Source organism: Limnoglobus sp. (assembly GCF_059499385.1).
On sequence record NZ_JCABYM010000037.1, the window covers coordinates 73752 to 96932 of the forward strand.

Genomic DNA, 23181 nt, shown 5'->3' on the forward strand with positions numbered 1-23181 from the left:
GGTGGGGGGTGGGGGGGGGGGCCCCCCCCCGGAGCGCGTCCCGCCCCCACAAGGATCGCGGTCGGGCCAGGGAGCCGACCCCCCTCCCTAACCCTCCCCCGCAAGGGGGGAGGGAACAAGAAAGAAAGCGTTCGACTTGATTCGGGCGGTTCAATCGTCGTCCCCCGCGTCGTCCTCGGCCTTCTCGGCCTCCTCCTCCAGCGCCCGCGTGATCGGGGACAGCGCCTTCCGCATGATCTCCCGCATCTTCTCTACGTTCGGCGTCGCGCCCGTGAACAGCTCGATCTGTCGGGCCGCCTGCCGGACGAACATGTCCACCCCGGTGATGACCTTGCACCCGTTGTCCTTCGCCTCGCGGATCAACAGCGTCGTCTCCGGGTTGTAGATCGTGTCGAACACGATCTTGCCGCTCGTCAGGGCGCTGCGGTGGAACGGCGTCTCGTTGACGTTCGGGTGCATCCCGACCGGCGTGCAGTTGATGACGATGTCGTGGTGGACGTTGTGCCGGCCCTGCCAGTCGATCACCTTGCAGTGGACCTCGTCCGCGATGGCCGCCCCCTTGTCCATGTTCCGGGCGGCGATCGTCAGGTTCGTCCCCTCCCGGTGCAGCGCGTGCGCGATCGCCCGCGCCACCCCGCCGCTGCCGAGGATGATGGCCGACAGTTGGTTCAGCTGCGGGGCGTCGCCGTCCGGGTACCACGCGGCCAGGTTCGCCTTCAAGGACTCGATCGCGGCGACGTGGTCCGAGTTCGCGGCGAAGAACTCGCCGTTCGGCCGCCGGACGAGCGTGTTCGCCGACCCGGACAGCTTCACGAACCCCTCCGCCTCCGTCGCCAGCGTCGCGGCCTCTTCCTTGTGCGGGATCGTCACGCTGTACCCGCCGACCGGGATCGCGTCGTAGATTTTGAGCGCCTCCGGCAGCGACCCGCGGGGCACGCGGAACGGCAGGTAGATGGCGTTCGTCTTCGTCCGCAGGTACATGTGGTTGTGCAGGATCGGGCTGAAGCTGTGCCCGACCGGGTCGCCGAGCAGGCCGAAGATGTCGGTTTGCGAGTTGATCGACCGCACCGGGTACGTCGTCTTCAGGTCGTCGAGCGCTGGTAGGCCCGGCGCGATGCCGCGCTCGCGGTTGAACGCGGCGTAGATCCACGGGGCGTTGTACTTCAGGGCCGTGTACCGCGTCGGCAGGCCGATGTCCCCCATGCCGAACGCGATCGTCGGCTTCGGGGCCGTCTTCTGAATTTTGAGAATCATCTGCAGGTCGGCGACGGTGTTGACCATGACGGCCAGCTTGTACACGTCGCCGTCCTGCCGGAGCATCGCCTCGTAGATCGAGTCGAGGTCCTCCGGCGTCTCCTTCATGTTGTGATAGCTGATGACCCGCTTCACCTTGCCGAACCGCCGGACGGAATCGGCGATGTCCGTCTCGAGGTCCACCCACTCGAACAGCCCGGAGACGATGGCCTGCCGCATGACTTGGATGCGTTCCTCCTCCTTGCACGGGTGGCGGCCGCCCTCGGTGACGCGGCGGAACGTGGCCAGCCACGGGCACCGCTTGTGCGGGGCAAGCCGCTTGAAATCGACGGCCTTGCTGAGGAAGTCGAGCCGCAGCTCGATGAACGCCGCCCCGCGGCGGACGGCCTCTTCGAGTTCGACGACGACCATCTTGTGCCGCGTCCGGCCGATCACGACGGCCACGCGGTCCACGTCAGGCACGGACATGGGGAGGTCTCACCGGTCGCGGGAGGGGATGCTTTTACCGTACTGTCGCGGGCGAAGCGGATCAAGCGAAGACGGACCCCGGACAGCAAATAAGCCGGCGAGCCGAGCGGCGTAAGCCGCCGGGTGAGCGCCCGACACCCGGCGGCTTACGCCGCTCGGCTCGCCACTCGAACTCAAATCACGTAATCCGCCGTCTCGCTGCTCGGGATGAGGTCCGTCAGTGCGAAGCCTTCCAGGAACTGCGTCCGCGTCTCGCCGAGTTGCTTCCACACGTTCTGCAGCGCCCGCGCCATCGCCGACGGTGCGATCTTCCGGTCCTCCGGCTCCTCCAGCCGGTCCAGCACGCCGAGGATGTCGCCGAGCGTGATCTCCTCCGGCGGCTTCGCCAGCCGATACCCGCCGGCCGCCCCGCGGGTCGTCGTCACCAGCCCGGCCGCCTTCATCTGGAGCAGAATCTGCACCAGGAACCGTTGCGGAATCTCGTGCTTGTCCGTCACCTCGGACAGCCGCACCGGCTTCGGGTCGTGGTGGCGGGCGGCCAGTTCCAGCATCGCGAGGCAGGCGTACTCGGCCCGTGCGGTGACCAACATGGGGCGTCTCGGGAGAGGAAGACGGTCGAACCATCAATATAGCGCCGCCGGGCCGCCGCGTCCGGGGGCTTTCATCCGGCCGGGCGATCCCGTATGTTTTCGTCACCGCCGGTTCCCTCTCAGGACGATTTCCCATGAAACTGCCGCGACCCTTCCTGTTGGCCGCCGTCGTCGCCGCGACCGTGAGCCTCGCCATCGTCGGGCAATCGACGAAGCCGACCGGGGCGAAACTGGCCGACGCCGCGACCGCGTTCCTCGGCACGCTGCCGCCGGAGTTGCGGGCGAAGGCCACGTTCAAGTGGGACGACGAACACCGGACGGCGTGGTACTTCACCCCGCAGCAGGACAAGGACCGCAAGGCGACCCGCAAGGGCGTGCCGCTGGAATCGCTCAACGCCGAGCAGCGGGCGGCGCTCATGAATGTGCTCAAGGCCGGCCTCAGCACGAAGGGGTACGACCAGGCGACGACGATCATGTCGCTCGAAGGCCTCCTGCTCGACCTGGAGGGGCCGAAGGGGGCGATGGTGCGGAACAAGGACTGGTATTTCGTGAGCGTCTTCGGCGAGCCGTCGAACACCGGCCTGTGGGCGTGGCGGTTCGAGGGCCACCACATGTCGATCAACATGACGCTCGACAAGGGCGAGGTGGTGGCGGCGACGCCCCTGATGTTCGGGGCGAACCCGGCCGAGGTGAAGGACGGGCCGAAGAAGGGCCTCCGCACGCTTCCCGAAATCGAGGACCTGGCCCGCGAACTCATCAAGAGCTTGAACGACGAGCAAAACAAGAGCGCGAAGCAGGCGAAGCCGCTGCCGGAGATCAAGGAGAAGCAAGCGACCGCGGACGTGGGCGAGCCGGTCGGCATTTCTTACGCGAAGCTGACGGACGAGCAGAAGAAGACGCTCTGGAAGCTGGTCGAGGCGTACGCGGCCCGCATCCCGGACGACGCGGCGGCGGACGAACTCGGGCGGGTGAAGGCGGCCGGGCTGGACAAGGTCCACTTCGCGTACGCCGGCGACCCGACGCCGGGCAAGGGGTACACGTACCGCGTCCACGGGCCGACGTTCGTGGTCGAGTTCCTGAACATGCAGGCGGACGGGGCGAAGAACCCGGCGAACCACATCCACAGTGCCTGGCGGCGGCTGCCGACGGACTTCGCGGCGAAGAAGTGACCCCGCCCTGGGAATCGAGGGCCTGACTTCCGAAGTCCGGCTTCGACTTCGGAAGTCGAACGGGCGGAGGGGCATTTGCCGTCACTGCGGACGCGCCCGCGGAGGATCGACTTCCGAAGTCGAAGCCGGACTTCGGAAGTCGGGTTTCGTACCGACCGAACGGCCTGTGTCCCTTCCCGCATGGACATCCCCCACCTGCACGACTGGCCGACGACCGCGGCCGACGCCCTCGCGCTGCAGTTCGCCCTCGCGCGGCGTGTGGACCTCTCACCCTTGAGCACGTCGGTTCGCACCCTCGCCGGGTGCGACATCGCCTACGACACCGCGTCGCCGAAACTCGTCGCGGCCGTCGTCGTCCTCGCGCACCCCGGTGGGGATGTGATCGAACGCGCGGTCGTACACACGGAAGCGACCTTCCCTTACGTGCCGGGTTTGTTGTCGTTCCGTGAAGCCCCGGCCCTGTTGCGCGCGTTTGCCCAATTACGCGGCATCCCGGACGCCGTTATGTTGGACGCTCAAGGGATCGCTCACCCGCGCCGCTTCGGACTCGCCTGCCATATCGGACTGTGGCTCGACCGGCCGACCGTCGGTTGCGCGAAGAGCTGGCTCGTCGGCGACTTCGCCGACCCCGGCCCCGCGGCCGGGGACGCGACCCCACTGACACACGACGGCAAGGTACTCGGGGCGGCGTTCCGGTCCGCCGCCGGCGCGAAGCCGGTGTTCGTCTCGCCGGGGCACAAGATCGACGTGAGCGGTGCGGTCGAGTTGGCACGGCAGTCGCTGAGTGGATACCGCCACCCGACGCCGACGCGACTGGCCCACCTGCTGGCCAACGAGGAACGGGCGACGTTATCGGACCCGCCGAAGTGAGGTTGACCGAACCACTGAACCTTGAGCGGATTTCGACGAATCCGGGGCAACTGACCTACCGTATCGCGTGTTGTCGTCGGCGTGCATCGCGCGTCGTGAGAAACCCGCGAGACGCGGCCGGCCGTGGCAAGCGGGGCGAACTGGCGGCGCGATTTTCCTGACCCGAACGCGCCGCGCCCGACGATACACCAGCGTACAATGAACCCGCCGGGACGGATCAACCGTCCGCCCCGGCCGCCTTTGCGGGACGGCAGTGGGCCAGGACGGTCCGGCCGGAACGCGGGGCGGGGATTTCCCGCCGCCAGGCCCGACCCCCAAACTGTCCCCCAGGGTCCGGCGGCACGTCACGGGTTGTTCGGTTCGACCCGTTCGGTCTACACTCCGGCTCTGCCGTCACGCCCCGCCCCGTCCGGGTCGGCCGCGGCGACAGGGGAGACAAATGGAAATGCCGCACTTTGCCCGCCGTTGGCAGTTACCCGAGCAGCCGATGGAATCGACCGCTCCGGCAGACCGCCTGGCCCAACCGTTTCCGCTCACGTCCCCGATCGACGAGGAACCCGGTCCCGACGGCATCCGCTGGGGCCTGGTGAACCGCGTCCGGGCCGAGATCGCGGCGGGCGTCTACGACGACGACGAGACGTGGGCGATGGCCCAGGAGCTGATGTTCCAAGAGGTCTACGACCGCCGGTGAGTCGGGGCCTATAATGCCGAGCGGGGAACCGCCCGGCCGACGAATGACGCGAACGGCCGGGAACCCCTCAGTTCCCGGCCGTTTTTTATTCGGAGTCTCCCCCGTGTCCCTGCCGTCCGTCGCGGTGTCCCAGTCCCCGGAGGAGCGGTTCCGCGAGTACCTCGCCAGCCGCCCGAAGCCGCAGCGGTTCACCGAGCAGCAGCGCGAACTCGTCGAACACATCTTCCGGAAGCACTCCCACTTCGACGCCGAGCAGCTCGTCGAGGAACTGCGGCAGGCGGACAAGCTCGCGAGCCGGGCGACCGTGTACCGCACGCTGTCGAAGCTCGTGGACGCCGGCCTCCTGCGGAAGATCGAGATCGGCCCGCGGACCATCTTCGACCACGACTACGGCTACCCGTGGCACGAACACCTCGTCTGCGAGCAGTGCAACACGATCATCGAGTTCCAGCACCCCGGCATCGAGGCGGCGCTCAAGGAGATCGCCGCCCAGCACCAGTTCCGGGCCGCCGGGCACACGCTGGTCGTCCGGGGGGTTTGTGCGGACTGTAGCGCCGCCACCGCCGCCCAGCGCCGCCGCCTCGTCATGTGACTGTGGGGAATCCCGTCACCCGGGCCGACGGGAAGTTCGACGAACCCCGTCTCGACCGTTTCCGTGAGCTATAGTTGCGGCGCGAGGGATTTACACCCCGCGATTGGTTACGCTCCCATGCAACTATTCTGCCCCGATTGTCAGGCCGCGTTCAGCGCCGCGCAACTCTGCCCCAAGTGCGGGGGTCGGTTGCTCGCGCCGCAGGAGTCGTTCGTCAACTCGGACGTGGTGACCGGCGTCTCGCTGCCGGACCCGGTCCAGACGACGTTCCTCGGCCGCGTGTTCCTCGGGACGATCGCCGCCCTCGGCCTGTTCCTCGCGTTCCGCGAACTCGGGGCCGCGTTCAAGCCGCACGGCATCGACGTGTTGACGCTCTGCCTGCTGCGGTTCCTGGCCGTCGCGGCCGGCGGGCTGTTCACCGGGGCCGGGCGGACCAACGGGGCGCAGCCCGGCTTCGCCGTCGGGCTGTTCGTCGGCCTGCTGCTGACCGTCAACGACGTGGTCCTGTCCGGCGGGCTGGAGAACTGGTGGCCGATCGGCTTGGCCGTCGGGTTCCCGCTGATCGCCGGGACGACCGGCTGGATCGGGTCGCGCGTCTGGCCCGCGCCGGTCGAGTTGCCGAACGTCGCCTCCCCGGCCGGGGTGACGGCGTCCCGCGCCAGCACGCTCACCCGGCTGTCCGAGGACGACAACCGGAAGAAGGGCGAGCGGCCGACAGTGTGGGTCCGCGTCCTCATCGGCGGGCTGGTGGCGTTCGCCGCCGTCGTCGCGTCCGAGCAGATGCGGACGTTCCTGACGAAGGCGTCCGTCGGCTTCTTCCAGACCGGCGGGGCGTCGCGGGCGGCGGCCGTCGGCGCGCAGATCGCGGCCATGGTGCTGGTTATCGGCGGCATGATCGCCGGGGCGAACACCGGGGCCGGGCTGCGGCACGGGTTCTACGCCTCGCTCCTCACGACGCTCAACCTGGCCGTGGCCGCGTTCGCCCGCGGCACGCCGGACTACCCGCCGATCCGCGGCCTCTTCCTGTACCTGGACCTGCCGTTCGAGTCGATGTTCCACCCCCAGTCCGCGAGCGTCATCGCCGCGGTCCTCATCGCCCTCGTCACGGCCGGCGGGTGGCTCGGCGGGCAACTCTTCCCCATCCTCGCGCCGGAGTGGATGCGGAACCGCAAGTTGAGTCAGCAGAGCTGACCCGCACTTTTTCGCCACTCATCGAACATTCACCTGTCCCGACGGCCGCGCCGCGGCCGTTTCTCATCGTGTCCCCATCACGAAACGTCGGAGTCTCTTCCATGCGTCTGCCTGCGAAAATGCTGCTCGTGGCCGGGTTCTGCGCCCTCGCGACCGTCGGCTCGGCCCAACAACCCCCGGCGAAGGAAAAGGACCGCCCCGGCGCGCGGCCCGAAGGCCGGCCGGGCGACCGCCCCGAAGGTCGGCCCGGCGACCGCGGCCCCGGCCGCGGGATGCAGCCCGGCCAAATCCTGCCCCCGTTCCTGCAGGACCAACTGAAGCTGACGGACGACCAGAAGAAGCAACTGGCCGAGTTGCAGAAGGAAACGGACGAGAAGCTCGCCAAGCTGCTGACCGACGACCAGAAGAAGCAACTGAAGGAGATGAAGGAGCGCGGCCCCGGTGACCGGCGACCGGGCGGGGATCGTCCGGGCGGCGAGCGGCGGCCCGGCGGCGACCGGCCGGGCGGCGACCGCGGCCCGGAGAAGAAGGACAAGCAGTAAGGAGACCTGACTTCCGAAGTCCGGCTTCGACTTCGGAAGTCGAACGCCGCAACCGCCCTCGCGGAGTTGGCAACCGCCTCTTCGTCCTATCGACTTCCGAAGTCGAAGCCGGACTTCGGAAGTCAGGTTCCCGCAACCGCGCGATGGAATTCGTCGCGTTTCTTTTTCTCCCACCCGTGAATGAACGATGATGAACACGCGTGCGTTTCGCGTAGTCGGCCTCTTCCTGGCACTCGCGACGGCCGCGGCCGCCCAGCCGCCCGGCGGGTTCGGTGGTCCGCCCGGCGGCCCCGGCGGCCAGGAGCGGAAGGTCCTCAAGGAGTACGACAAGAACAAGGACGGCTGGCTGAACGCCGACGAGCGCAAAGTGGCCCGCGAGGCCGTCAAGCGCGAGGGCGGGCGGCGCGGCGGGTTCGGCCCGCCCGGCGGCGGTCGCGGCGGCGAACCGGGCAAGCCCGGCCCGCGCGTCTCCCCGAACGACGTGAAGCACTACCCGGACGCCAGCTTCTACGAGCCGACGGTCCTCCGCACGATCTTCCTGGAGTTCGAGAACAAGGACTGGGAGCAGGAACTCGAAGACTTCCACGGCACGGACGTGGACGTGCCGGCGAAGGTGACGGTGGATGGCAAGACGTACCCGAACGTCGGCGTCCACTTCCGCGGCATGTCGTCCTACATGGGCGTCCGGGCCGGGAGCAAGCGGTCGATGAACCTCGCCGTCGATCTCGCCGACAAGAAGCAACGGATCGGCGGGTACAAGACGCTCAACCTACTCAACGGCCACGAGGACGCGACGCAGATGAGCACCGTCCTCTACTCGCACATCGCCCGGCAGTACATCCCGGCCCCGAAGGCGAACTACGTGAAGGTCGTCATCAACGGCGAGAGTTGGGGCGTCTACACGAACGTCCAGCAGTTCAACAAGGAGTTCGCGAAGGAGACCTTCGGCTCCGAGAAGGGCGCGCGGTGGAAGGTCCGCGGCAGCCCGGGCGGGCAGGGCGGCCTCGAATACCTCGGCGACAACGTGGCCGAGTACAAGCGGCGGTACGAGATCAAGTCGAAGGACGACGACAAGTCGTGGAAGGCGTTCGTCAAGTTGTGCAAGACGCTCAACGAGACGCCGCCGGAGAAGTTGGAGGAGGCGCTGAAGCCGATGCTCGACATCGACGGCCTGCTCTGGTTCCTGGCCCTGGACGTGGCGCTGATTAACAACGACGGGTACTGGGTTCGGTCGAGCGACTTCAGCATTTATCTCGACGAGAAGGGGAAGTTCCATTTCGTGCCGCACGACATGAACGAGTCGTTCCACCCCGGCGGCGGCCCCGGCATGGGCGGCGGGCGGATGTTCGCGATGCCGAAGCCGGGCGAGGTGCTGCCGTCGTTCCTGCAGGACCAACTGCGGCTGACGGACGAGCAGAGGAAGGAGCTGGCGAATCTGCAAAAGGAAACGGACGAGAAGTTGGCGAAGCTGCTGACGGACGAGCAGAAGAAGCAGATGAAGGAGATGCAGAGCAACGTGTTCCGCGGGTTCGGCGGCCCCCCCGGTGGCGGTGGCGGCGGTGGCGGTCCGGGCGGGTTCGGCCCTCCCGGCGGTGGGTTCGGTCCTCCGGGCGGCTTCGGCGGCCCGCCCGGCGGCGGGTTCGGCCCGATGGGCGGTGGTGGCGGGATCGAGCTCGACCCGCTCGTCGGCCTGACGGATCGCTCGAAGCCGCTGCGGAGCAAGATTCTAGCCGTGCCGGGCCTGAAGGCGAAGTACCTGGCGAACGTGAAGACGATCGCCGAGAAGTCGCTGGACTGGAAGAACCTCGGCCCGGTGGTGGCGATGAACCGCAAGTTGATCGAGGACGAGCTGAAGATCGACACGCGGAAGCTGGAACCGTTCGAGGCGTTCGAGCGGACGACGGCCGACGCCGCGACGCCGGCCCGCGGCCGGGAGATGTCGCTCCGCGGCTTCGCCGACCAGCGGCGGAAGTACCTACTGGGCTACGAGGAGAAGAAGCCGACGCGATAGGTCGACTTCGCGAATGGCGAGAAAAGGGGGAGCGAACTCGCCCCCCCGTCCTGTTACTTCGTTTCCGTAACAAACACCTTGAGTACGGTTACCTTGCGTTTTTCTTTTTTGAACGTCAGTCCCGTTTGCTCGGAAACGTGTTTCAACACCGCCTCGCGGTCGTGGTCCGCGACCCGCTCCTCGGCGGTCGCGGTCTTGGGCTGACGCTCGTGCCGGTACCAGTGGAACTTGACGACCTTGTCCAAGTCCGCGTCCCACACGATCCGCGTGTTGGTGAACGTGCCGACATCGCGGACGAACCCTTCCACGGTGCCGGTGTTCCAAACCGAGTGGATTACGGCCGAGGGGTCCGGCGTTCGATGGCTGAACTCCTTGCGGACCACGGCTTCGTTCGCGTAGACGTCCACCTCGTCGGCGTTCCGCCACTCCCGCCGGGCGATCTTGAACGCGCCGCCGACCACGAAGACGTCTTGCTCTTCCTTCTCTAAGACGAGTGTCGGCGGCGTCCTCGGGCCATCGAAGTCGCACAGCCGGAGCGCCTTTTCCAAGTCGGGGACGATCTTTTCGAGCGGCGCGCCTTTGCGAATGACGAAGTCGCTGACCATGGACACTTTTTGCTTCTTCGCGTGGTCGTCGAACGCCACTTCCGGGGCACGCAACCCGGTCGCGTATTCCACCACGGCGGCCAGGCCCATCTGCTTGCGGTCGTCCTTCTCGTCGGTCGAAACGAGGGCCGAGTAGAAAACGTCCCGGCCGTCGGCGGTCATGAAGAGAACGCCCATCTTGTTCCACAACTCCGCGCCGGGGTCGTCGGGCGCGGCGTCGGGGAACCGCGAAAGGATGTAGTCCCGGCGCTCCGCGGGCAACGGCAGCTCGACCCGCTTGACGTACTGGCCGTCCGTGAGCTGATACGCCGTCCGGAACGCCGGCATCCAGGCCGGTTCGGCCTTCACGATCTTCGGCGGGTTCGCCTTCGGCACCTCGGCCGGCTTACCGGCCGGCCTCTCCTCGGCAGTGGCCTGTCCGGGCCGGACCCCGCCGACGCCGGCGGCCATCACCATGGCCACGCCGACGAGGACGGCCGCGCCGAGTTTCAGCTTGCTCAGGAACAACATCTTCGACACCTCCGCGACGAGTTGCGTGACGCCGCCGGTCGGCCCGGCGAGCGCGGCGTGGACGGCCGCGGCTGCCAGGTCCGGCGACGCCGCCGGCGACTGTGCCGCCAGCAACGCCGCGACGCCCGCGACGGCGAACCCGCGGGCCTTCAATCGCTTCTCCAACATCCGGTGCGCCGTCGCCAGCCGACTCGACAGCGTCCCCTCCGCGACCTTCAGCCGCCCCGCCACCGCGCGGCGGGTGTGGCCCTCCAGTTCGCACAGGACGACCGGCTCGCGATACTTCTCCGGCAGTCCGGCCAGCTCCTCGTCGAGCGCCCGCAGCAGTTCGGAGTCGTCGGCCGGCGCGGGTGGGGGTTCCGCCTTCGTCTCGCGGAGTCGCCGTTTCGCGGCCATCGCCTTCGCCTTCAGGGCCGTGTGGTACGCCACGCCGTAGAGGAAGTTGCCGACGCACGCCCGGTCGGTGAACCCGGCCGCCCGGCGGACGAGGACGACGAACGCGGCCTGGAACGCGTCGTCCGCGTCGGCGGCGTTGCCGAGGACGCGGCGGCACGTGCCGAACACCATCGCGGCGTGCCGGTGGACGACGGCGGCGAACGCGGCCTCGTCCCGGTCGTGCAGGAACCGGGCGAGGAGGTCGCCGTCCGGGGCGTCGGCCGGCGCGAGCCGGGCGGCCACCCGGCGGACGCCGGTGCCAAGAGCGGTCGTCATGCGGGCCTCGCGGGTCGGGTCGAAGAGATGTTCCCGGCCGGGGCGGGATTCGTCGATGAAATTTGTGGGAACTTGACTTCCGAAGTCCGGCTTCGACTTCGGAAGTCGAACGGCGCAGAGGCCCTCACCTGACCGATAGACGTCTCACCACCCCGCTCGACTTCCGAAGTCGAAGCCGGACTTCGGAAGTCGGCCTCAGCCCGTCGCGCCGCCGGGGACCAGCGACTGCGGGAACTCGCCGGGCTTCTTGTTCAACGTCACGTCCAACGCGAGGCATCCGCCGCTCGCCGCCATCGACTCGGCCGCGGACGGGTCGTCGCAGTACGTCACGTCCTGGTCGCAGGTGTCGCAGTGCCGGACGCCGGGGGCGGTCGTTTGGCCCAACTCGTCCCACCGCTTCGGGCACGGCGTCCACGTCACGCCGCAGTGGACGGCCACCTTCGCCACCGTCTTCCGCCACGCGAGCGGGAGGCCGAGCGACAACAGCCGCATCCGCTCCTCGACGGCCGGCCGCCGCGGGTCGTCGGCCGCGAACGCGACGAGTTCCGCCTCGCACCGCAGGTACTCGGCCTTCGCCGTCGCCTCGTCCGTGTCCCGCTCCTCTAGCCAGTCGGCGTAAACCATGCGGGCGGTGTCGTCGCGCGGATGGTCCCGCAGGTGATTCAGGAAGGCGGCTTCGTCGGACATGGGAGCATCCCCGCGGGCGATGCTCATTTTACCGCGGTCACCGCCACCGTGCCGTTGTCGTGGCCGGAAAGCAGCGTCTTCCCGTCGGCGTCCACCGCGACCGCGTAGCCGGGGGAGTTGACCTTGTGCGTGAACGTCGGCTTCCCGGCCTCCAAGTCCCAGACGGTCAGCAGCCCGGAGTAGCCGACCGTCGCCAGCCGCTTCGCCTTCGCGGCCCACGCCGCGCCGTAGGGGTCGTCGGCCGTCGGGCCGAGCTTCTTCGTCTCCGTCCCGGCCGTCGCGTTCCAGATTCGCACCGTGCGGTCGAGGCTGACGGAGGCGAGCGACGTGTTGTCCGTGAACGTCAGCCCGGTGACGGCCTGGTCGTGCCCCTTGAGCTGCTTCAGTTCCTTCCCGGCGGCCGCGTCCCAGACCTTGATGAGGTTGTCCCCGCCGGCCGACGCGACGAGTTTCCCGTCGGGGGAAACCGCGACCGCGTATACCGACCCGCCGTGCGTGCCGAGGGCCTTCTTCTCCTTGCCGTCGGCCGTGTTCCAGAGCTTCACGCCCTTGTCGGCGCTGCCGGTGGCGACCGTCTTCGCGTCGGGGAAGATCGCCACCGTGTCCACGATGTCCGTGTGCCCCTTGATCTCGGCCGTCGTCTTCTTGTCCGCGAGGGACCACACCCGCGCCGTCTTGTCGAGGCTCGACGAGACGAGCAGCTTCGCGTCCGCCGAGAACGCGACGGCGTACACCGGCCCGGTGTGCCCGGTCAGCGTGGCCATCTCTTTGAGCGTGCCGCCGGCCACGTCCCAGACCTTGACGGTGTTGTCGAACCCGGCCGTGGCGAGCAACTTGCCGTCCGCGGACAGGGCGACGCAGTGGACGAGGGCGGTGTGCGCCTTCGTCGGCGGCTGGGCAACGACCACGGCGGCCGCGAGGGCGGCGAACGAGAGCAACAGCGCGACGCGACGCATGGCGACCTCCGGGAGGGAGAAGAATGGCCCGCAGATGACGCAGACCTTCGGACGCAGATGAAGAAGATCAATACCAGGAACGGATTCTAAGTCTTTATCCTCTTCATCTGCGCTCTTATCGGCGTCATCTGCGGGCCTGTTTTCAATCGAGGTAAACGAACTCGTTCAGGTTGAACAACGCCCGGCACAGTTCCGGCAGCGGGGAGTCTTGTAGGAAGACGACGGCCCGCTCGCGCTCTTTCACCGTCGGCGTGCGGCCGAGTGTGACCCGGTAGGCGCGGTCGATCCGCGTCGCCTCCGGCTCCTTCGCCAGCCGCGCGGCCAGGGCACTCGCCGCCTCGGTCGCCTCGGCCGCGTTTAGCAGCGCGAGCGCCTGCGGGGCGGTCGTGCTGCGCTCCCGCTTCGGGCAACTCAGGTTGCTGTCCGGCTGGTCGAACGCCTCCAGGAACGGGTGGCGGAGGTTCCGCCGGGCGAACGTGTAGACGCTGCGGCGGACGTGGTCGGCCGGGTCGGTACTCACGGGCCAGCCGCCCTTCGACCCCTTCGCGACTTCCGGCGGCAGCGGCGGGAAGACGCCGGGGCCGCCCATCTTCGGGTTCAACCGGCCGCTGATGAAGAGCAGCGAATCGCGGACCGCCTCGCCTTCGAGCCGCAGCCGGTTCATGCGGCTGAACAACTTGTTGTCCGGGTCCCTCGCGCGGGCCTCGGCCGAAACGTGCGTCGATTGTTGGTACGTTTCCGAGAGCAGGATCAGCTTGTGCATGCGCTTCAGCTTCCAGCCGCCGTCCACGAGTTCGCACGCGAGCCAGTCGAGCAGTTCCGGGTGCGTCGGCCGCTCGCCGCGGACGCCGAAGTCGCTGGCCGTCGGGACGATGCCGCGGCCGAAGTGGTGCTGCCACAGCCGGTTCACCAGCACGCGGGCGGTCAGCGGGTTGTCGCCGCTCGCGACCCACTTCGCGAGCGCGAGCCGCCGGCCGCTGGACGCGGCGAGGGCCGCCACCGCCGCGGGCTGCGGCTTCTGGTCCGGCAGCAGCGTAGTCGGGAAGCCGGGCTGAACTTCGTCCGCCTTGTTCGACAGTTCGCCGCGTTCGAGGAGGTGCGTCTTCGGCGGCGGGCCGGGGCGGTCGGTCATCCCGATCGCGACCGGCATCGCTGGCGGCTTTTTCGCGTCGAACGTCTTCAGTTTCTGCCGCAGCGACTTCAGTTTCGTCAGGTCGTCGGTGGCGAGCTGCTTCTCGACCTCCGCGTCGGTAACGGCGACCTTCTTCGCCGACTGATCGACGAGTTCGATCATCCCGCCGTCCCGCTTCTCCGGCGGCGTGCGGTGCGCCTTCTGCGCCTCCGGTGGCAACTTCGCCAGCTTCGATTCAAATAGTTTCGCCCGCACCGGATTGTCGAGCGCGGCGATGTCGTCGCGGAGGGTCTGCGTCAGCCGGTCGTACTCCCGCTTCGCGGCGGCGTGCCGGTCGCGGTCCGTCGAGGACGCCACGTCGAGGTTCGTTTTGAACTCGGCCCCGGCGAAGAACGCCTGGAGGCGGTAGTAGTCGGCCTGCGAGATCGGCTCGAACTTGTGGTCGTGGCAGCGGGCGCACGCGACCGTCATTCCCAGGAACGCGAGGCCGGCCGTGTCGGTCATGTCGTTGAGCGTGTTCAGCCGCCGCTGCGCCTGGTCGGCGGCGTCGGTCATGTCCGGGCCGAGCAGGTTGAACCCGGTGGCGACGAGCGCGGCCGGGTCGCCGGGGAACGCCTCGTCGCCGGCGAGCTGTTCGAGTACGAAGCGGTCGAACGGCTTGTCGTCGTTGAAACTCTTGATGACGTAATCCCGATACCGCCAGGCGTGCGGCCGGACCTCGTCGTGCTCGAACCCGTTCGTGTCGGCGTACCGGGCGAGGTCGAGCCAGTGCCGGCCCCACCGCTCGCCGTAATGTTCGGACGCGAGCAGCCGGTCGATCACCTTGTCGTAGGCGTTGGCGGACGAATCGTTGACGAATGCGGCCGTCTCTTCCGGCGTCGGCGGCAGGCCGGTGAGCGCGAACGTGACGCGGCGGATCAGGTGCGGCCGCGACGCGGGCGGGGCCGGGGCGAGGCCGTCGAGCTTCGCCCGCACGAGCGCGTCGATGGACGACGGCGCGGCGGGACGGGCGGGCTTCTTCCAAGCCCAGTGGTCGGCCGGCTCGTCGGCGGCGACGCTACCGAGTAGCAGGAGGCTGAGGAGGAGGACGCGGGAAGGAAGCATTGAAGCGAACCGCGGCGGGAGGAGGGCTATCGGTTCAAGTATCCACTCTTGTGGGGGTGTGTCAACCGTCGGCCCGACTTCCGAAGTCCGGTTTCGACTTCGGAAGTCGAGCGGGACGGCGGCGGACGTGAGGGGAGAAACGCGCCCGCGCGGGATCGACTTCCGAAGTCGAAGCCGGACTTCGGAAGTCGGTCAATACCCCGGCCACGCGATCGGCCCCTCGTCGCTGAGCAGCGGGGCGAGGGCCCTCGTGTACAGCACATGCCGCACGTCGCGCACCTTGCCGTTCACGGTGACGGCCCGCTTCATCAGCCGGACGCCGTGGCTGTAATCGACGTACCAGTTCACGTGAACGATGGTCAGCGGCTGAATCGGCGAGCCGTCCGGCTTGTGCCAGCCGTAGATCGCCACGCGGTCCGGCCGCTCGCCGACGCGGTTCGAGACCACCACGTCCTTCTTGATTCCGGCCACCAACTCGCCGAGCTTCTTCCCGTTGCGCTGCCGCTCGATGAGATCGTGGTGTTCGAGGAACGTCGCGGACGATTCACGGTCCTTCGTCAGCGGCCGCGGGTCGAGCTTCACCGCCGCGGCGCGGTAGATGTCGTCCACCAGCTTCCGCGTCGGCAGGGCACAGCCGAAGGCGTCGGCGACCCGCGCGGCGGTCTTCGGCGTCATCGGCACGCGGACGAAGTCGGCGTCGCTGCCGACGGCCAGGTAGTCCGGCATCACCTCCAGGGTTGCGGCGTGGCCGTCCGCCTTCAGCGTCAACTTGTGGAACGTGCGGAGGAAGTCGGGAATGTTGCTGCGAAGGATTTCGTTCGCGATGGCGTCCTCGCGCTCGTTACGGGTGAGCTTCTCGATCTTCGCGAAGAACGCCCGGCCGCCGATTGCGTCCGCCGGCCGCGGCGGGATGGCGGGGGCCGGCTGCACCCACTTCGCGTAGTCGCGCGGGCCGGCGGGCACGCCGTCGGTCAGGCCGCGGAGCAGGCCGTTCATCTCGCCGACGAGGGCCGTGTGCAGGATGCGGTTCTGCGGGTTCGTGTGGACGTGCAGAGCCAGCCGGCCGTCCAGCCCGACGCGGCTGACGATGTCGCCGGCCTTCAATTCCTTTAGTTCCACGTCCTGGGCGAAGCGGGCGCGCATCCGGTCGGTGGCCCGGTACGTGCCGCCGTCGCCGGTGACGACCGGCTTGCCGTCGAGCGTGACGTTGCGGTCGTCGTAGGCGACGACGACCAGCTGCCGCGCGGCGTCGTCCTTCAGCCACGCGAGCAGCTTGTCGCCGTGCTTGTCCGCGTCGCGGTAGCTGTAGTTCGCGTCGAGGAATATGATGCGTTCGACTTCGGCCGGAATCGCGTCGGCGGAATCGAGGTAGCCGAACAGGAAGCTGCCGCCGCCGCTGTGGGCCGCGAGGACGAGCCGCACGTCCCCCTTCGGCAGCCAGCCGCGGACCGCTTCGACGACGGCCCGCACCCGCGCCGGGCCGTCGGGAAACTTCCGCTTCCACGCGGGCCAGCTCAGTCCCTCCGCCTCCGTGCAGGCGAGGACGACGTTCTCCTGCGGCGTCCGTTCGCGGAACCGGCGGACCTGCGCGGCGACGTGCTGGATGTCGAAGTGCCAGTCGGCGTCGTTGGCGCGGCCGAGCGTCTGCTCGATGCTGTTGCCGTTCGGCGTGGCGAAGATCACGAGCCGCGTCGGCTTCTTCGGGTCGAAGTCGCCGGGGGCGGTCATCAGGACGCGGACGCCCTCGGCGACCCACTGCTCGCGGACCTGTTCGTCAAACCACGCCGACTTGCGGAAGCCGGGCAGGTCGGCCGCGACGAGGGGAAAAGCGGTGAGCAGAAGGACGAAGGTGGCTCGCATCGCTACGAAACTCGTTTCCAACGTCGGTGGCAGTCGGGCCTGGGACCGCGGGCGTCCCGCCCGCCACGGCCCCAGCCGGCGAAGCCAGGTCCCCGAGGCAGGAAGGTGGGCGGGCGGGACGCCCGCGGTCCCAGGAGTGCCGAACCCCTTCGGCGTCACTTCCCTCCCACTACCTCCAACTTGATGTCCTTGAACCGCACTTCCATCGGGCCACCGCTGTGGACCTGGAACGCGATCAGGCCGCGCTTCGCCAGCTTCTCGTCCGACAGGTCGGCCACCTTCTCGCCGTTGATCCACAGCTTCACCGTCGGCCCGACGGCCTCGACGACGTAGTCGTTCCACTCGCCTTCCTTCACGAACTTCTCGCCGCCCTCCTTCGCGAGCAGGCCGCGGCCGCTCTCCTCGTAGAGCTTGCCCCACCACCCCTTGCCCACGTCCGCTTGCGGGCCGCGCATCTCACCCCCTTCGATCGGGACGCTGCGGAACTGGATGCCGCTGTTCTCGGAGTTCGGCGTCAGTTTCACCTTGAGCGTCAGCTTGAAGTCGCGGACTTCGAGCGGCCCCTTGAGGAACGTGTTCCGCTTGAGGCCGGTCTTCGTCTTGCCGAAGATCTCGCCGTTCTCGACGGACCACACGCTCATGTCGCCGTCCCAGCCGGCCAGGTCCTTGCCGTTGAAGAAGTCCTTCGCCGTCTCGGCGGTCGCGAGGGCCGTCACCTGCTGCGGGTGGCGGAGGTACGCGATCAGGTCGCGGATTTCGCGGTCGTTGAGTTGCTTCGTCAGGTCGTTCGGCATCATCGACTCGGCCGACGCCTTCCGGCCGGCGACGTCCGCCAGCGGGATCGTCAGCGTCTCGCGGTCGGTCACGACGGTTAGCGCCGTCTTCGTCTCCTCCTTGACGATGCCGGTGACGACGCGGCCGTCGGCGAGGTCGAGCTTCGTCGCCGCGTACTCCTTCGGGATGACGGCCGACGGGTCGAACATGTTCTCCAGCAGGTACGCGGCGTCGGCTCGGTTCGACCCGGTGATGTCCGGTCCGACCTTGCCGCCGGTCCCGTAGAGCGTGTGGCACTGGGCGCACACCTTGTTGAACATGGCCCGGCCGTGGGCCAAGTCCTCCGGCTGCGGGTTGGCCAACCGCCGCCGCCACTCCTGGATGAGCTTCTTGCGGTCGTCCGGCGTGTCGCGGACCGTCCCCCAGACGGCGGCGATTTGCTTGTTCAGCGCCTCGTCGTTCAGGTTGCGGAGCTGGCGGACCGTCTCGGCCGGCACGTCGGTCGCGGGGACGGCCTTTTTGTCGATCGCGTCGAGCAGGGCCATGCCGAACTTCGCGCGGCTGGCGAGCGTGGCGATGGCGTCCCGCTTGTCGGCGGCGGTGAGCTTCGGGTACGCGGCGACGAGCGCCGCCGGCACGCCGTCGTCCGCAACGCGGCCCATGCCGCGGATCGCGGCCGTCCGCATCGCCGGGTCGGTCAGCAAGTCCTTCAGCACGCCGCCGAGCCGGTTGTGGCCAACGTCCAACAGCGCGGAGAGGGCGTTCTGGCGAATTGTGGCAGCCGCCTTCGCGTCGCCGACGATTTCGAGCAGCGCGTTCGCCGCGGCCGGGTCGCGGAACGCGACGCCGACGGCGAACGCGGCCGACCGCACGTCGGCCGACGCGCTCTGGACGAGCTTCGCGAACACGTCGGCCCACTCCTTCGGCGCGGCGGCGTCCTTGCGGCCCTTCAGCCCGTCCGCGAGGCCGCGGAGGATGGCGAGTTGCGGCTCCGTCGCGGCGGCCTCGCCGAGCAATTTCACGAGCGCGGCCGTCGCCTCCGGCGTACCGAGCGACGCGATGCGCCGGGCGGCGAAGGGCAAGAATTGAGAGGGCTTGGACGACTTCACGAGTTCCAAGCCGTCCGCCGGATTGGCCGCACAAACGGGTTCCAGTGCGTACCAAAGCAAGTGCGAGAGGTTCGGATCGGATTCCGACAACGGGCTAGCCATCACATGCCGAAGCACCCGGACGGCGTCCTTGGCGGGTAGACGTTGGGCGACGGCGGCGAGCGCGAGTTGCTCGTGCGGCCCGTATAGGTTGCCGCGCCTTAGGGCATCGCCGTTGAGGAACTGGAGGAACGTCGCAATACCTTTCTTTTGGTCTGCGGTCGTTTCTTCCGGGTCATGGGATGAACCCGCATTCCACGCGGCGGCAAGCAACCGCATCCCCCACGCCCGAACCCGTTCGTCGGTCGTAGAGCCGACGACGGTTTGCAACGCCTGCGGGTCAAAGATTGACGCCGCGTACCCGGCCCACAGCCCCCGAAGGCGGGACCGAGGGTCGTGATTCGTCGTCACGATGTTGAGCAGATTTTGTCGCATCCCGGCGACCCAACCGGCCTCATAATTCTTCGCCGCCGCCCGCTCCTGCAAAATCCGCCGGGCGTGCCGCGCGTACCACTCGTTCTCGTGCAGCAGATAGTTCACCAGCTCCTCGTCGCTGCACTTCTGCAGGTCGAGGCCCGCGACCGGCTTCGTTGCCTCGTGGCTCACCTTGAAGATGCGGCCGTTCGTGCGGTCCCAGATTTCCGGCTCGTTGCGGTGGCAGACCTGCTTGTCCGACCAGTCGGTGAAGAACAGGTTGCCGTCCGGCCCGGTCCGCATCGCCACGATGATGCAGTACCGGTCGTTCGACAGAAGGAAGTCCGGGTTGCGGTCCCCCTCGTACCCGCTGCCCTTCGGCGTGACCTGGTCCACGTTGATCCGATGGCCGTGGATGTTGCCCATGAGCAGCTTGCCGTGGTACTCCTTCGGCCACGTGCCGCCCTGGTAGCAGACGAGGCCGCTGTGCGCGTGCCCGCCGCCGGCGCTGTCGGACTTGTTGTTCCCGCCGTGCGGCGTCGCGCCGACGTAGTGCCGGTGCTTGGCGATCGTCTTGATGTCGTCGTAGGTGTGCGGGTTGAAGTGCGACCCGGCTTGCCGCTGGTAGCGGCCGCCCTGGACGATGTGCCACAGGTGCGGGATGACGCACGCCTCCACGAAGAAGTCGCCGTGCGGGTTGTAGTCCAGCCCCCACGGGTTCGACGTGCCGTGCGCGAACACCTCGAAGGCGTGCTTCGTCGGGTGATACCGCCACACGCCGGCGTTGATCTTCTGCCGGTCCTTCTCGGGCGTGCCGGGCTTGCCGACCTTGCTGTGCGTGAAGACGCCGTGACAGCCGTACAACCAGCCGTCCGGCCCCCACACGAAGCTGTTCAGCGTCTCGTGCGTGTCTTCGTAGCCCCAGCCGTCGAGCAGGACCTTCGGCTCACCCGCCTTGTCGCCGTCGAGAATCGGGATGAACAGGAAGTACGGCGCGGCCCCGATCCAGAGGCCGCCGAACCCGTACTCGATCCCGCTGACGAGGTTCAGCCCCTCCAGGAAGACGGTCCGCTTGTCGAACTTGCCGTCGCCGTCGGTGTCCTCGAAGATCAGAACCTTGTCGCCGTTCTTCCGTTGGTTCTCCGGCAGCATCGGGCCGTCGAACGGCTTCCGCTTCGGGTAGACGAACGCCTCGACGACCCACAGCCGGCCGCGGTCGTCGAAGCAGAACGCGATCGGCTGGTGAACGTCCGGCTCCCCGGCGAACAGGCCGACCTTGAACCCCGGCGGTACGGTCATGTTCTTCGCCGCGTCGTCCGGCTTCTGCCCGGCGAACCGGTAGTCGTCCTGCACGAGCGGCGCGGGCCGGGCCGCGACCGTCGGCTTTTCCGCGTGGAACCGGAAGTCGTCGAAGTTGAGATGCCCCCAGTGCCCGGTGTGCGTGTCCACGAGGCGGACCTGAATCTCCTTCCCCTGCACCGTCGCCAGGTCCACGGCCACCCGTTGGAGCGTCTCCGTCTCGTCTGTGCTGCAGGCGCTGAAGAACGGCTTCTTCGTGGCCGCGTCGATCAGCTCGACGAACGTGGCCTTCGGGTGCGGCCCGCCGGCGACGAGGAAGCTGGCCCACGGGTGCGTCACCTTGAACGCCGCACTCGTCAGCGTGCCGGTCGCCTTGTCGCCGAGCTTCTCGAACCCGCCGATCCAGAATTGTCCCTGGTGCTTGCTTGTCATGTCGCCGCGGCGAGGCTTCACCGTGTCGCCCTTGATCGGCTGGCCGTCGAACGCATGGCCGTCGACCGTCCAGTCCTTGAGCGTGCCGGCCTCGAAGTCGAGGTTGAGCGGCTTGCCGTCGGCCCCGACGGGGAGGACGCCGGCGGCCGGGTCGGCCGACGCCGCGAGCGCGAGCGCGAGCAAGAGTGCGGTCATGGGAAGTGTCCGGGAGGGTGTGTGGGTAAAGTGATACCCGGAATCGGCGGCCGAAACAAGCAGGCGGAGGGTATTCCAACGTGGAACCCGGAGCGGGAGCGACGGGGTGTGGCGTTAGCCCCCACACCCCGTCGCTACCGCTCCGGGTTCCACACCCCGTCGCTACCGCTCCGGGTTCCACAAGACCGGCCATCGGGGGGACGATCCGGGTCACTCGCTCGCGAGGCCGGACCCGAGTTTGAACGCGGTGATGCCCGCGAGAATGAACCAGAGGGCGTCGATCGGCCGGAAGCTGTCGGCGAACCCCCGCGACCGGGCCTGCCCGCCGAGGTCGGCCATCAGCGCGTTGAACTCCGCCTGCTCCTCCGCGATCTTTCGCTGGCGGTCGGCGGCGGGGACGGCCAGCCACCGCTTCTTGGCCTCGGCCGTCACCGCCGGCAGGTAGTTCTTCTTGGCCGCGTCCGACAGGTTGTTGTTCGCGACGACCGCCTTCCCTTTCGCCCGCCACTCGGCCGCGACCTCGTCCGCCTTCTCGGCGATCATGTCTTCGTCCGTGACGACGATCTGAATCTTGCCGAGCTCCTTCTGCACGTCGTCCACGATCAGCGCGACGGCCAGGTACTTGCCGAGGACGATGGACAGGAACGCGAGGGCGACGGCGATCATGCCGTAGTTCACGCCGTCGTTCTCGCGGGCGACCAGCCGCACGCCGAGGCCGACGAGCAGCCCGACGCCCCACGCGATCCAGCCGATCTCCCGGTGCGTCGCGTAGGTGATGCCGCCCCAGATCGCGGCCCCGATCAGCCCGGCGGCCAGCCCGCCGCCGGCGGCCTTCAAGTAGTTGTTCACGCAACGTCCTCGCAACGGTTGGATCGGGAAAGTGCGGGCCATTCAACCCGACCCGCCGACGAAATGCAAGACGCGGGGCGTGAAAGGTGGGAGAAAAACCGGAAGTCGGCTCCGGGCAGTCGATCCACGAGAGTGGACCGACCCTTGCGACGGCGGACGACGCGGGCGTCGTCCGGGGACGGACGGGCACTTCGCCAACCCATCCGTTCGGCAGCCTGGCGACCGTTCGGTCATCGGTGGGGGGCACCGACCGAAGGCCCATGACTTTGCGTCCCCGCCTCGCGGCGGGTTTGCCATTTCGCGGTCTGAGACGAGCGTTGGGTCGCAAGCACGGCCGCGGAGCCGACTCCGACCCCGGCCACGAAAGCTGGCGCGGGGCCTCGGTTTCCATCCAGCTTAGGCGGCCCGCGACGGGGCGGAAGGGGAAAGTTACGGGAGCGGGCGAAAATTTGCCGGACGGTGGGATCGTGCGGCCGGGTCGATTCGGGCGGAAGCGCGCGATCCGACGGGAACCGCCGCGGCGCGAATCACTTCGCCGCGAGTAACTTCGGCAGCGCCTTCGTCACGTCGGCGACGGCCTTCTCTGTTAACTCGCCCTTGCGGAACGCGAAGTTCGCGACGACCTTCTCCTTCACGAACAGCAGCACGGTCACGTCGGCGTCCTTGTGCAGCTTGTACGCGGGCGGGCCGTCCACGTCCTCGAACGCGCCGACCGGCAGGCTCTTCAGTCCCTGCTTCTGGCCCCACTTGCCGAGGGCGTCGAGGTCGGCCGTCTCGGTCAGGTGCGTCATCCACGCCTTGAACCCGGCGTCCTTCTTCGCCACCGCCTCGGCGTCGAACTTCACGAGCAACTTCCCCAGCGGCTCGGACAGCGTGCGGGCGAACACCACGGCCGTCGGCTTCTCGGCCTGTTCGCAAATGTAACAGGTCTGCTGCCCGCGCTGCGGCCCGGTCGCGACGAGGAAGCTGTATGGCCCCGGCCGCTTGCCGACCGGCACGCCGGACGTAACGGGGTCGGCCGCGACGCACGGCGAGACGAGGAGCAACAAGAACGCGATTCGCATGGCGGAAGGTCCGGGTGGGTGGAAGGGTATTCTATAGCCCGACCGAATTGAACCGAGGGCGAG

The 23181-nt window shown here is 68.3% G+C and carries 17 protein-coding genes and 1 riboswitch; of the genes, 7 read left to right on the forward strand and 10 right to left on the reverse strand.

From position 1 onward, the window contains the following. Nucleotides 1-150: 150 nt before the first annotated feature. Together aroE and AC5JJ2_RS06180 are read right to left on the reverse strand one after the other, a co-directional pair. Entirely contained in the window at nt 151-1722 is a 1572-nt protein-coding gene (aroE, locus tag AC5JJ2_RS06175) for a shikimate dehydrogenase (RefSeq protein WP_495857091.1), read from the reverse strand. Nucleotides 1723-1895: 173 nt separating this feature from the next. Next, a complete protein-coding gene (locus tag AC5JJ2_RS06180) occupies nt 1896-2312 on the reverse strand; it encodes an Rrf2 family transcriptional regulator (RefSeq protein WP_495857092.1) in 417 nt (138 codons plus the stop codon). Between the two features lie 134 nt (nt 2313-2446). Between AC5JJ2_RS06180 and AC5JJ2_RS06185 the strand changes: the two genes are divergently transcribed. The 7 genes from AC5JJ2_RS06185 to AC5JJ2_RS06215 all read left to right on the forward strand — a co-directional run bounded on the left by AC5JJ2_RS06185 (nt 2447) and on the right by AC5JJ2_RS06215 (nt 9378). Next, a complete protein-coding gene (locus tag AC5JJ2_RS06185) occupies nt 2447-3481 on the forward strand; it encodes a DUF3500 domain-containing protein (protein WP_495857093.1) in 1035 nt (344 codons plus the stop codon). Between the two features lie 180 nt (nt 3482-3661). Further along, on the forward strand, nt 3662-4351 hold the full coding sequence (locus AC5JJ2_RS06190; RefSeq protein ID WP_495857094.1) for an endonuclease V: 690 nt from the start codon (nt 3662-3664) through the stop codon (nt 4349-4351). Between the two features lie 487 nt (nt 4352-4838). Continuing rightward, on the forward strand, nt 4839-5042 hold the full coding sequence (locus tag AC5JJ2_RS06195; protein ID WP_495857095.1) for a hypothetical protein: 204 nt from the start codon (nt 4839-4841) through the stop codon (nt 5040-5042). 103 nt (nt 5043-5145) lie between these two features. Then, nucleotides 5146-5634, forward strand: a complete 489-nt coding sequence (locus AC5JJ2_RS06200; protein ID WP_495857096.1) for a Fur family transcriptional regulator — start codon at nt 5146-5148, stop codon at nt 5632-5634. 117 nt (nt 5635-5751) lie between these two features. Then, nucleotides 5752-6825, forward strand: coding sequence for a hypothetical protein (locus tag AC5JJ2_RS06205; RefSeq protein WP_495857097.1), 1074 nt, complete (start codon nt 5752-5754; stop codon nt 6823-6825). 101 nt (nt 6826-6926) lie between these two features. Further along, nucleotides 6927-7367, forward strand: a complete 441-nt coding sequence (locus AC5JJ2_RS06210; protein WP_495857098.1) for a hypothetical protein — start codon at nt 6927-6929, stop codon at nt 7365-7367. 187 nt (nt 7368-7554) lie between these two features. After that, nucleotides 7555-9378 (forward strand): CotH kinase family protein, encoded by a 1824-nt coding sequence (locus AC5JJ2_RS06215; protein WP_495857099.1) that lies wholly within the window; start codon nt 7555-7557, stop codon nt 9376-9378. Between the two features lie 53 nt (nt 9379-9431). Here AC5JJ2_RS06215 and AC5JJ2_RS06220 read toward each other — a convergent pair whose 3' ends face one another. The 8 genes from AC5JJ2_RS06220 to AC5JJ2_RS06255 all read right to left on the reverse strand — a co-directional run bounded on the left by AC5JJ2_RS06220 (nt 9432) and on the right by AC5JJ2_RS06255 (nt 23118). Next, nucleotides 9432-11204 (reverse strand): RNA polymerase sigma factor, encoded by a 1773-nt coding sequence (locus AC5JJ2_RS06220; protein WP_495857100.1) that lies wholly within the window; start codon nt 11202-11204, stop codon nt 9432-9434. A gap of 195 nt (nt 11205-11399) precedes the next feature. Beyond that, the gene (locus AC5JJ2_RS06225; RefSeq protein ID WP_495857101.1) at nt 11400-11891 is read right to left on the reverse strand and encodes a TIGR02996 domain-containing protein; all 492 of its coding nucleotides are present in this window, start codon (nt 11889-11891) and stop codon (nt 11400-11402) included. Between the two features lie 23 nt (nt 11892-11914). Further along, complete coding sequence (locus AC5JJ2_RS06230; protein WP_495857102.1) at nt 11915-12847, reverse strand: WD40 repeat domain-containing protein; 933 nt, start codon at nt 12845-12847, stop codon at nt 11915-11917. A gap of 142 nt (nt 12848-12989) precedes the next feature. Then, on the reverse strand, nt 12990-15083 hold the full coding sequence (locus tag AC5JJ2_RS06235) for a DUF1549 and DUF1553 domain-containing protein (protein WP_495857103.1): 2094 nt from the start codon (nt 15081-15083) through the stop codon (nt 12990-12992). A gap of 192 nt (nt 15084-15275) precedes the next feature. Then, a complete protein-coding gene (locus tag AC5JJ2_RS06240; protein WP_495857104.1) occupies nt 15276-16943 on the reverse strand; it encodes a hypothetical protein in 1668 nt (555 codons plus the stop codon). A 155-nt stretch (nt 16944-17098) separates the two neighbouring features. Beyond that, complete coding sequence (locus AC5JJ2_RS06245) at nt 17099-21205, reverse strand: PVC-type heme-binding CxxCH protein (protein WP_495857105.1); 4107 nt, start codon at nt 21203-21205, stop codon at nt 17099-17101. A 210-nt stretch (nt 21206-21415) separates the two neighbouring features. Continuing rightward, nucleotides 21416-22054 carry a hypothetical protein gene (locus AC5JJ2_RS06250; protein ID WP_495857106.1) on the reverse strand — a complete coding sequence of 213 codons (639 nt, stop codon included), beginning with the start codon at nt 22052-22054 and terminating at the stop codon, nt 21416-21418. A 206-nt stretch (nt 22055-22260) separates the two neighbouring features. Beyond that, nucleotides 22261-22359, reverse strand: a riboswitch (cyclic di-GMP riboswitch). A gap of 222 nt (nt 22360-22581) precedes the next feature. Further along, nucleotides 22582-23118: a hypothetical protein gene (locus AC5JJ2_RS06255; RefSeq protein WP_495857107.1), complete on the reverse strand. Its 537-nt coding sequence runs from the start codon at nt 23116-23118 to the stop codon at nt 22582-22584. Between the last annotated feature and the right edge of the window lie 63 nt (nt 23119-23181).

What these genes read in the sequence shown, in the direction of transcription:
- aroE (WP_495857091.1), bottom strand. Translation starts at nt 1,722, where the DNA reads ATGTCCGTGCCTGACGTGGACCGCGTGGCCGTCGTGATCGGCCGGACG.
- AC5JJ2_RS06180 (WP_495857092.1), bottom strand. Translation starts at nt 2,312, where the DNA reads ATGTTGGTCACCGCACGGGCCGAGTACGCCTGCCTCGCGATGCTGGAA.
- AC5JJ2_RS06185 (WP_495857093.1), top strand. Translation starts at nt 2,447, where the DNA reads ATGAAACTGCCGCGACCCTTCCTGTTGGCCGCCGTCGTCGCCGCGACC.
- AC5JJ2_RS06190 (WP_495857094.1), top strand. Translation starts at nt 3,662, where the DNA reads ATGGACATCCCCCACCTGCACGACTGGCCGACGACCGCGGCCGACGCC.
- AC5JJ2_RS06195 (WP_495857095.1), top strand. Translation starts at nt 4,839, where the DNA reads ATGGAATCGACCGCTCCGGCAGACCGCCTGGCCCAACCGTTTCCGCTC.
- AC5JJ2_RS06205 (WP_495857097.1), top strand. Translation starts at nt 5,752, where the DNA reads ATGCAACTATTCTGCCCCGATTGTCAGGCCGCGTTCAGCGCCGCGCAA.
- AC5JJ2_RS06210 (WP_495857098.1), top strand. Translation starts at nt 6,927, where the DNA reads ATGCGTCTGCCTGCGAAAATGCTGCTCGTGGCCGGGTTCTGCGCCCTC.
- AC5JJ2_RS06215 (WP_495857099.1), top strand. Translation starts at nt 7,555, where the DNA reads ATGATGAACACGCGTGCGTTTCGCGTAGTCGGCCTCTTCCTGGCACTC.
- AC5JJ2_RS06220 (WP_495857100.1), bottom strand. Translation starts at nt 11,204, where the DNA reads ATGACGACCGCTCTTGGCACCGGCGTCCGCCGGGTGGCCGCCCGGCTC.
- AC5JJ2_RS06225 (WP_495857101.1), bottom strand. Translation starts at nt 11,891, where the DNA reads ATGTCCGACGAAGCCGCCTTCCTGAATCACCTGCGGGACCATCCGCGC.
- AC5JJ2_RS06230 (WP_495857102.1), bottom strand. Translation starts at nt 12,847, where the DNA reads ATGCGTCGCGTCGCGCTGTTGCTCTCGTTCGCCGCCCTCGCGGCCGCC.
- AC5JJ2_RS06235 (WP_495857103.1), bottom strand. Translation starts at nt 15,083, where the DNA reads ATGCTTCCTTCCCGCGTCCTCCTCCTCAGCCTCCTGCTACTCGGTAGC.
- AC5JJ2_RS06240 (WP_495857104.1), bottom strand. Translation starts at nt 16,943, where the DNA reads ATGCGAGCCACCTTCGTCCTTCTGCTCACCGCTTTTCCCCTCGTCGCG.
- AC5JJ2_RS06245 (WP_495857105.1), bottom strand. Translation starts at nt 21,205, where the DNA reads ATGACCGCACTCTTGCTCGCGCTCGCGCTCGCGGCGTCGGCCGACCCG.
- AC5JJ2_RS06255 (WP_495857107.1), bottom strand. Translation starts at nt 23,118, where the DNA reads ATGCGAATCGCGTTCTTGTTGCTCCTCGTCTCGCCGTGCGTCGCGGCC.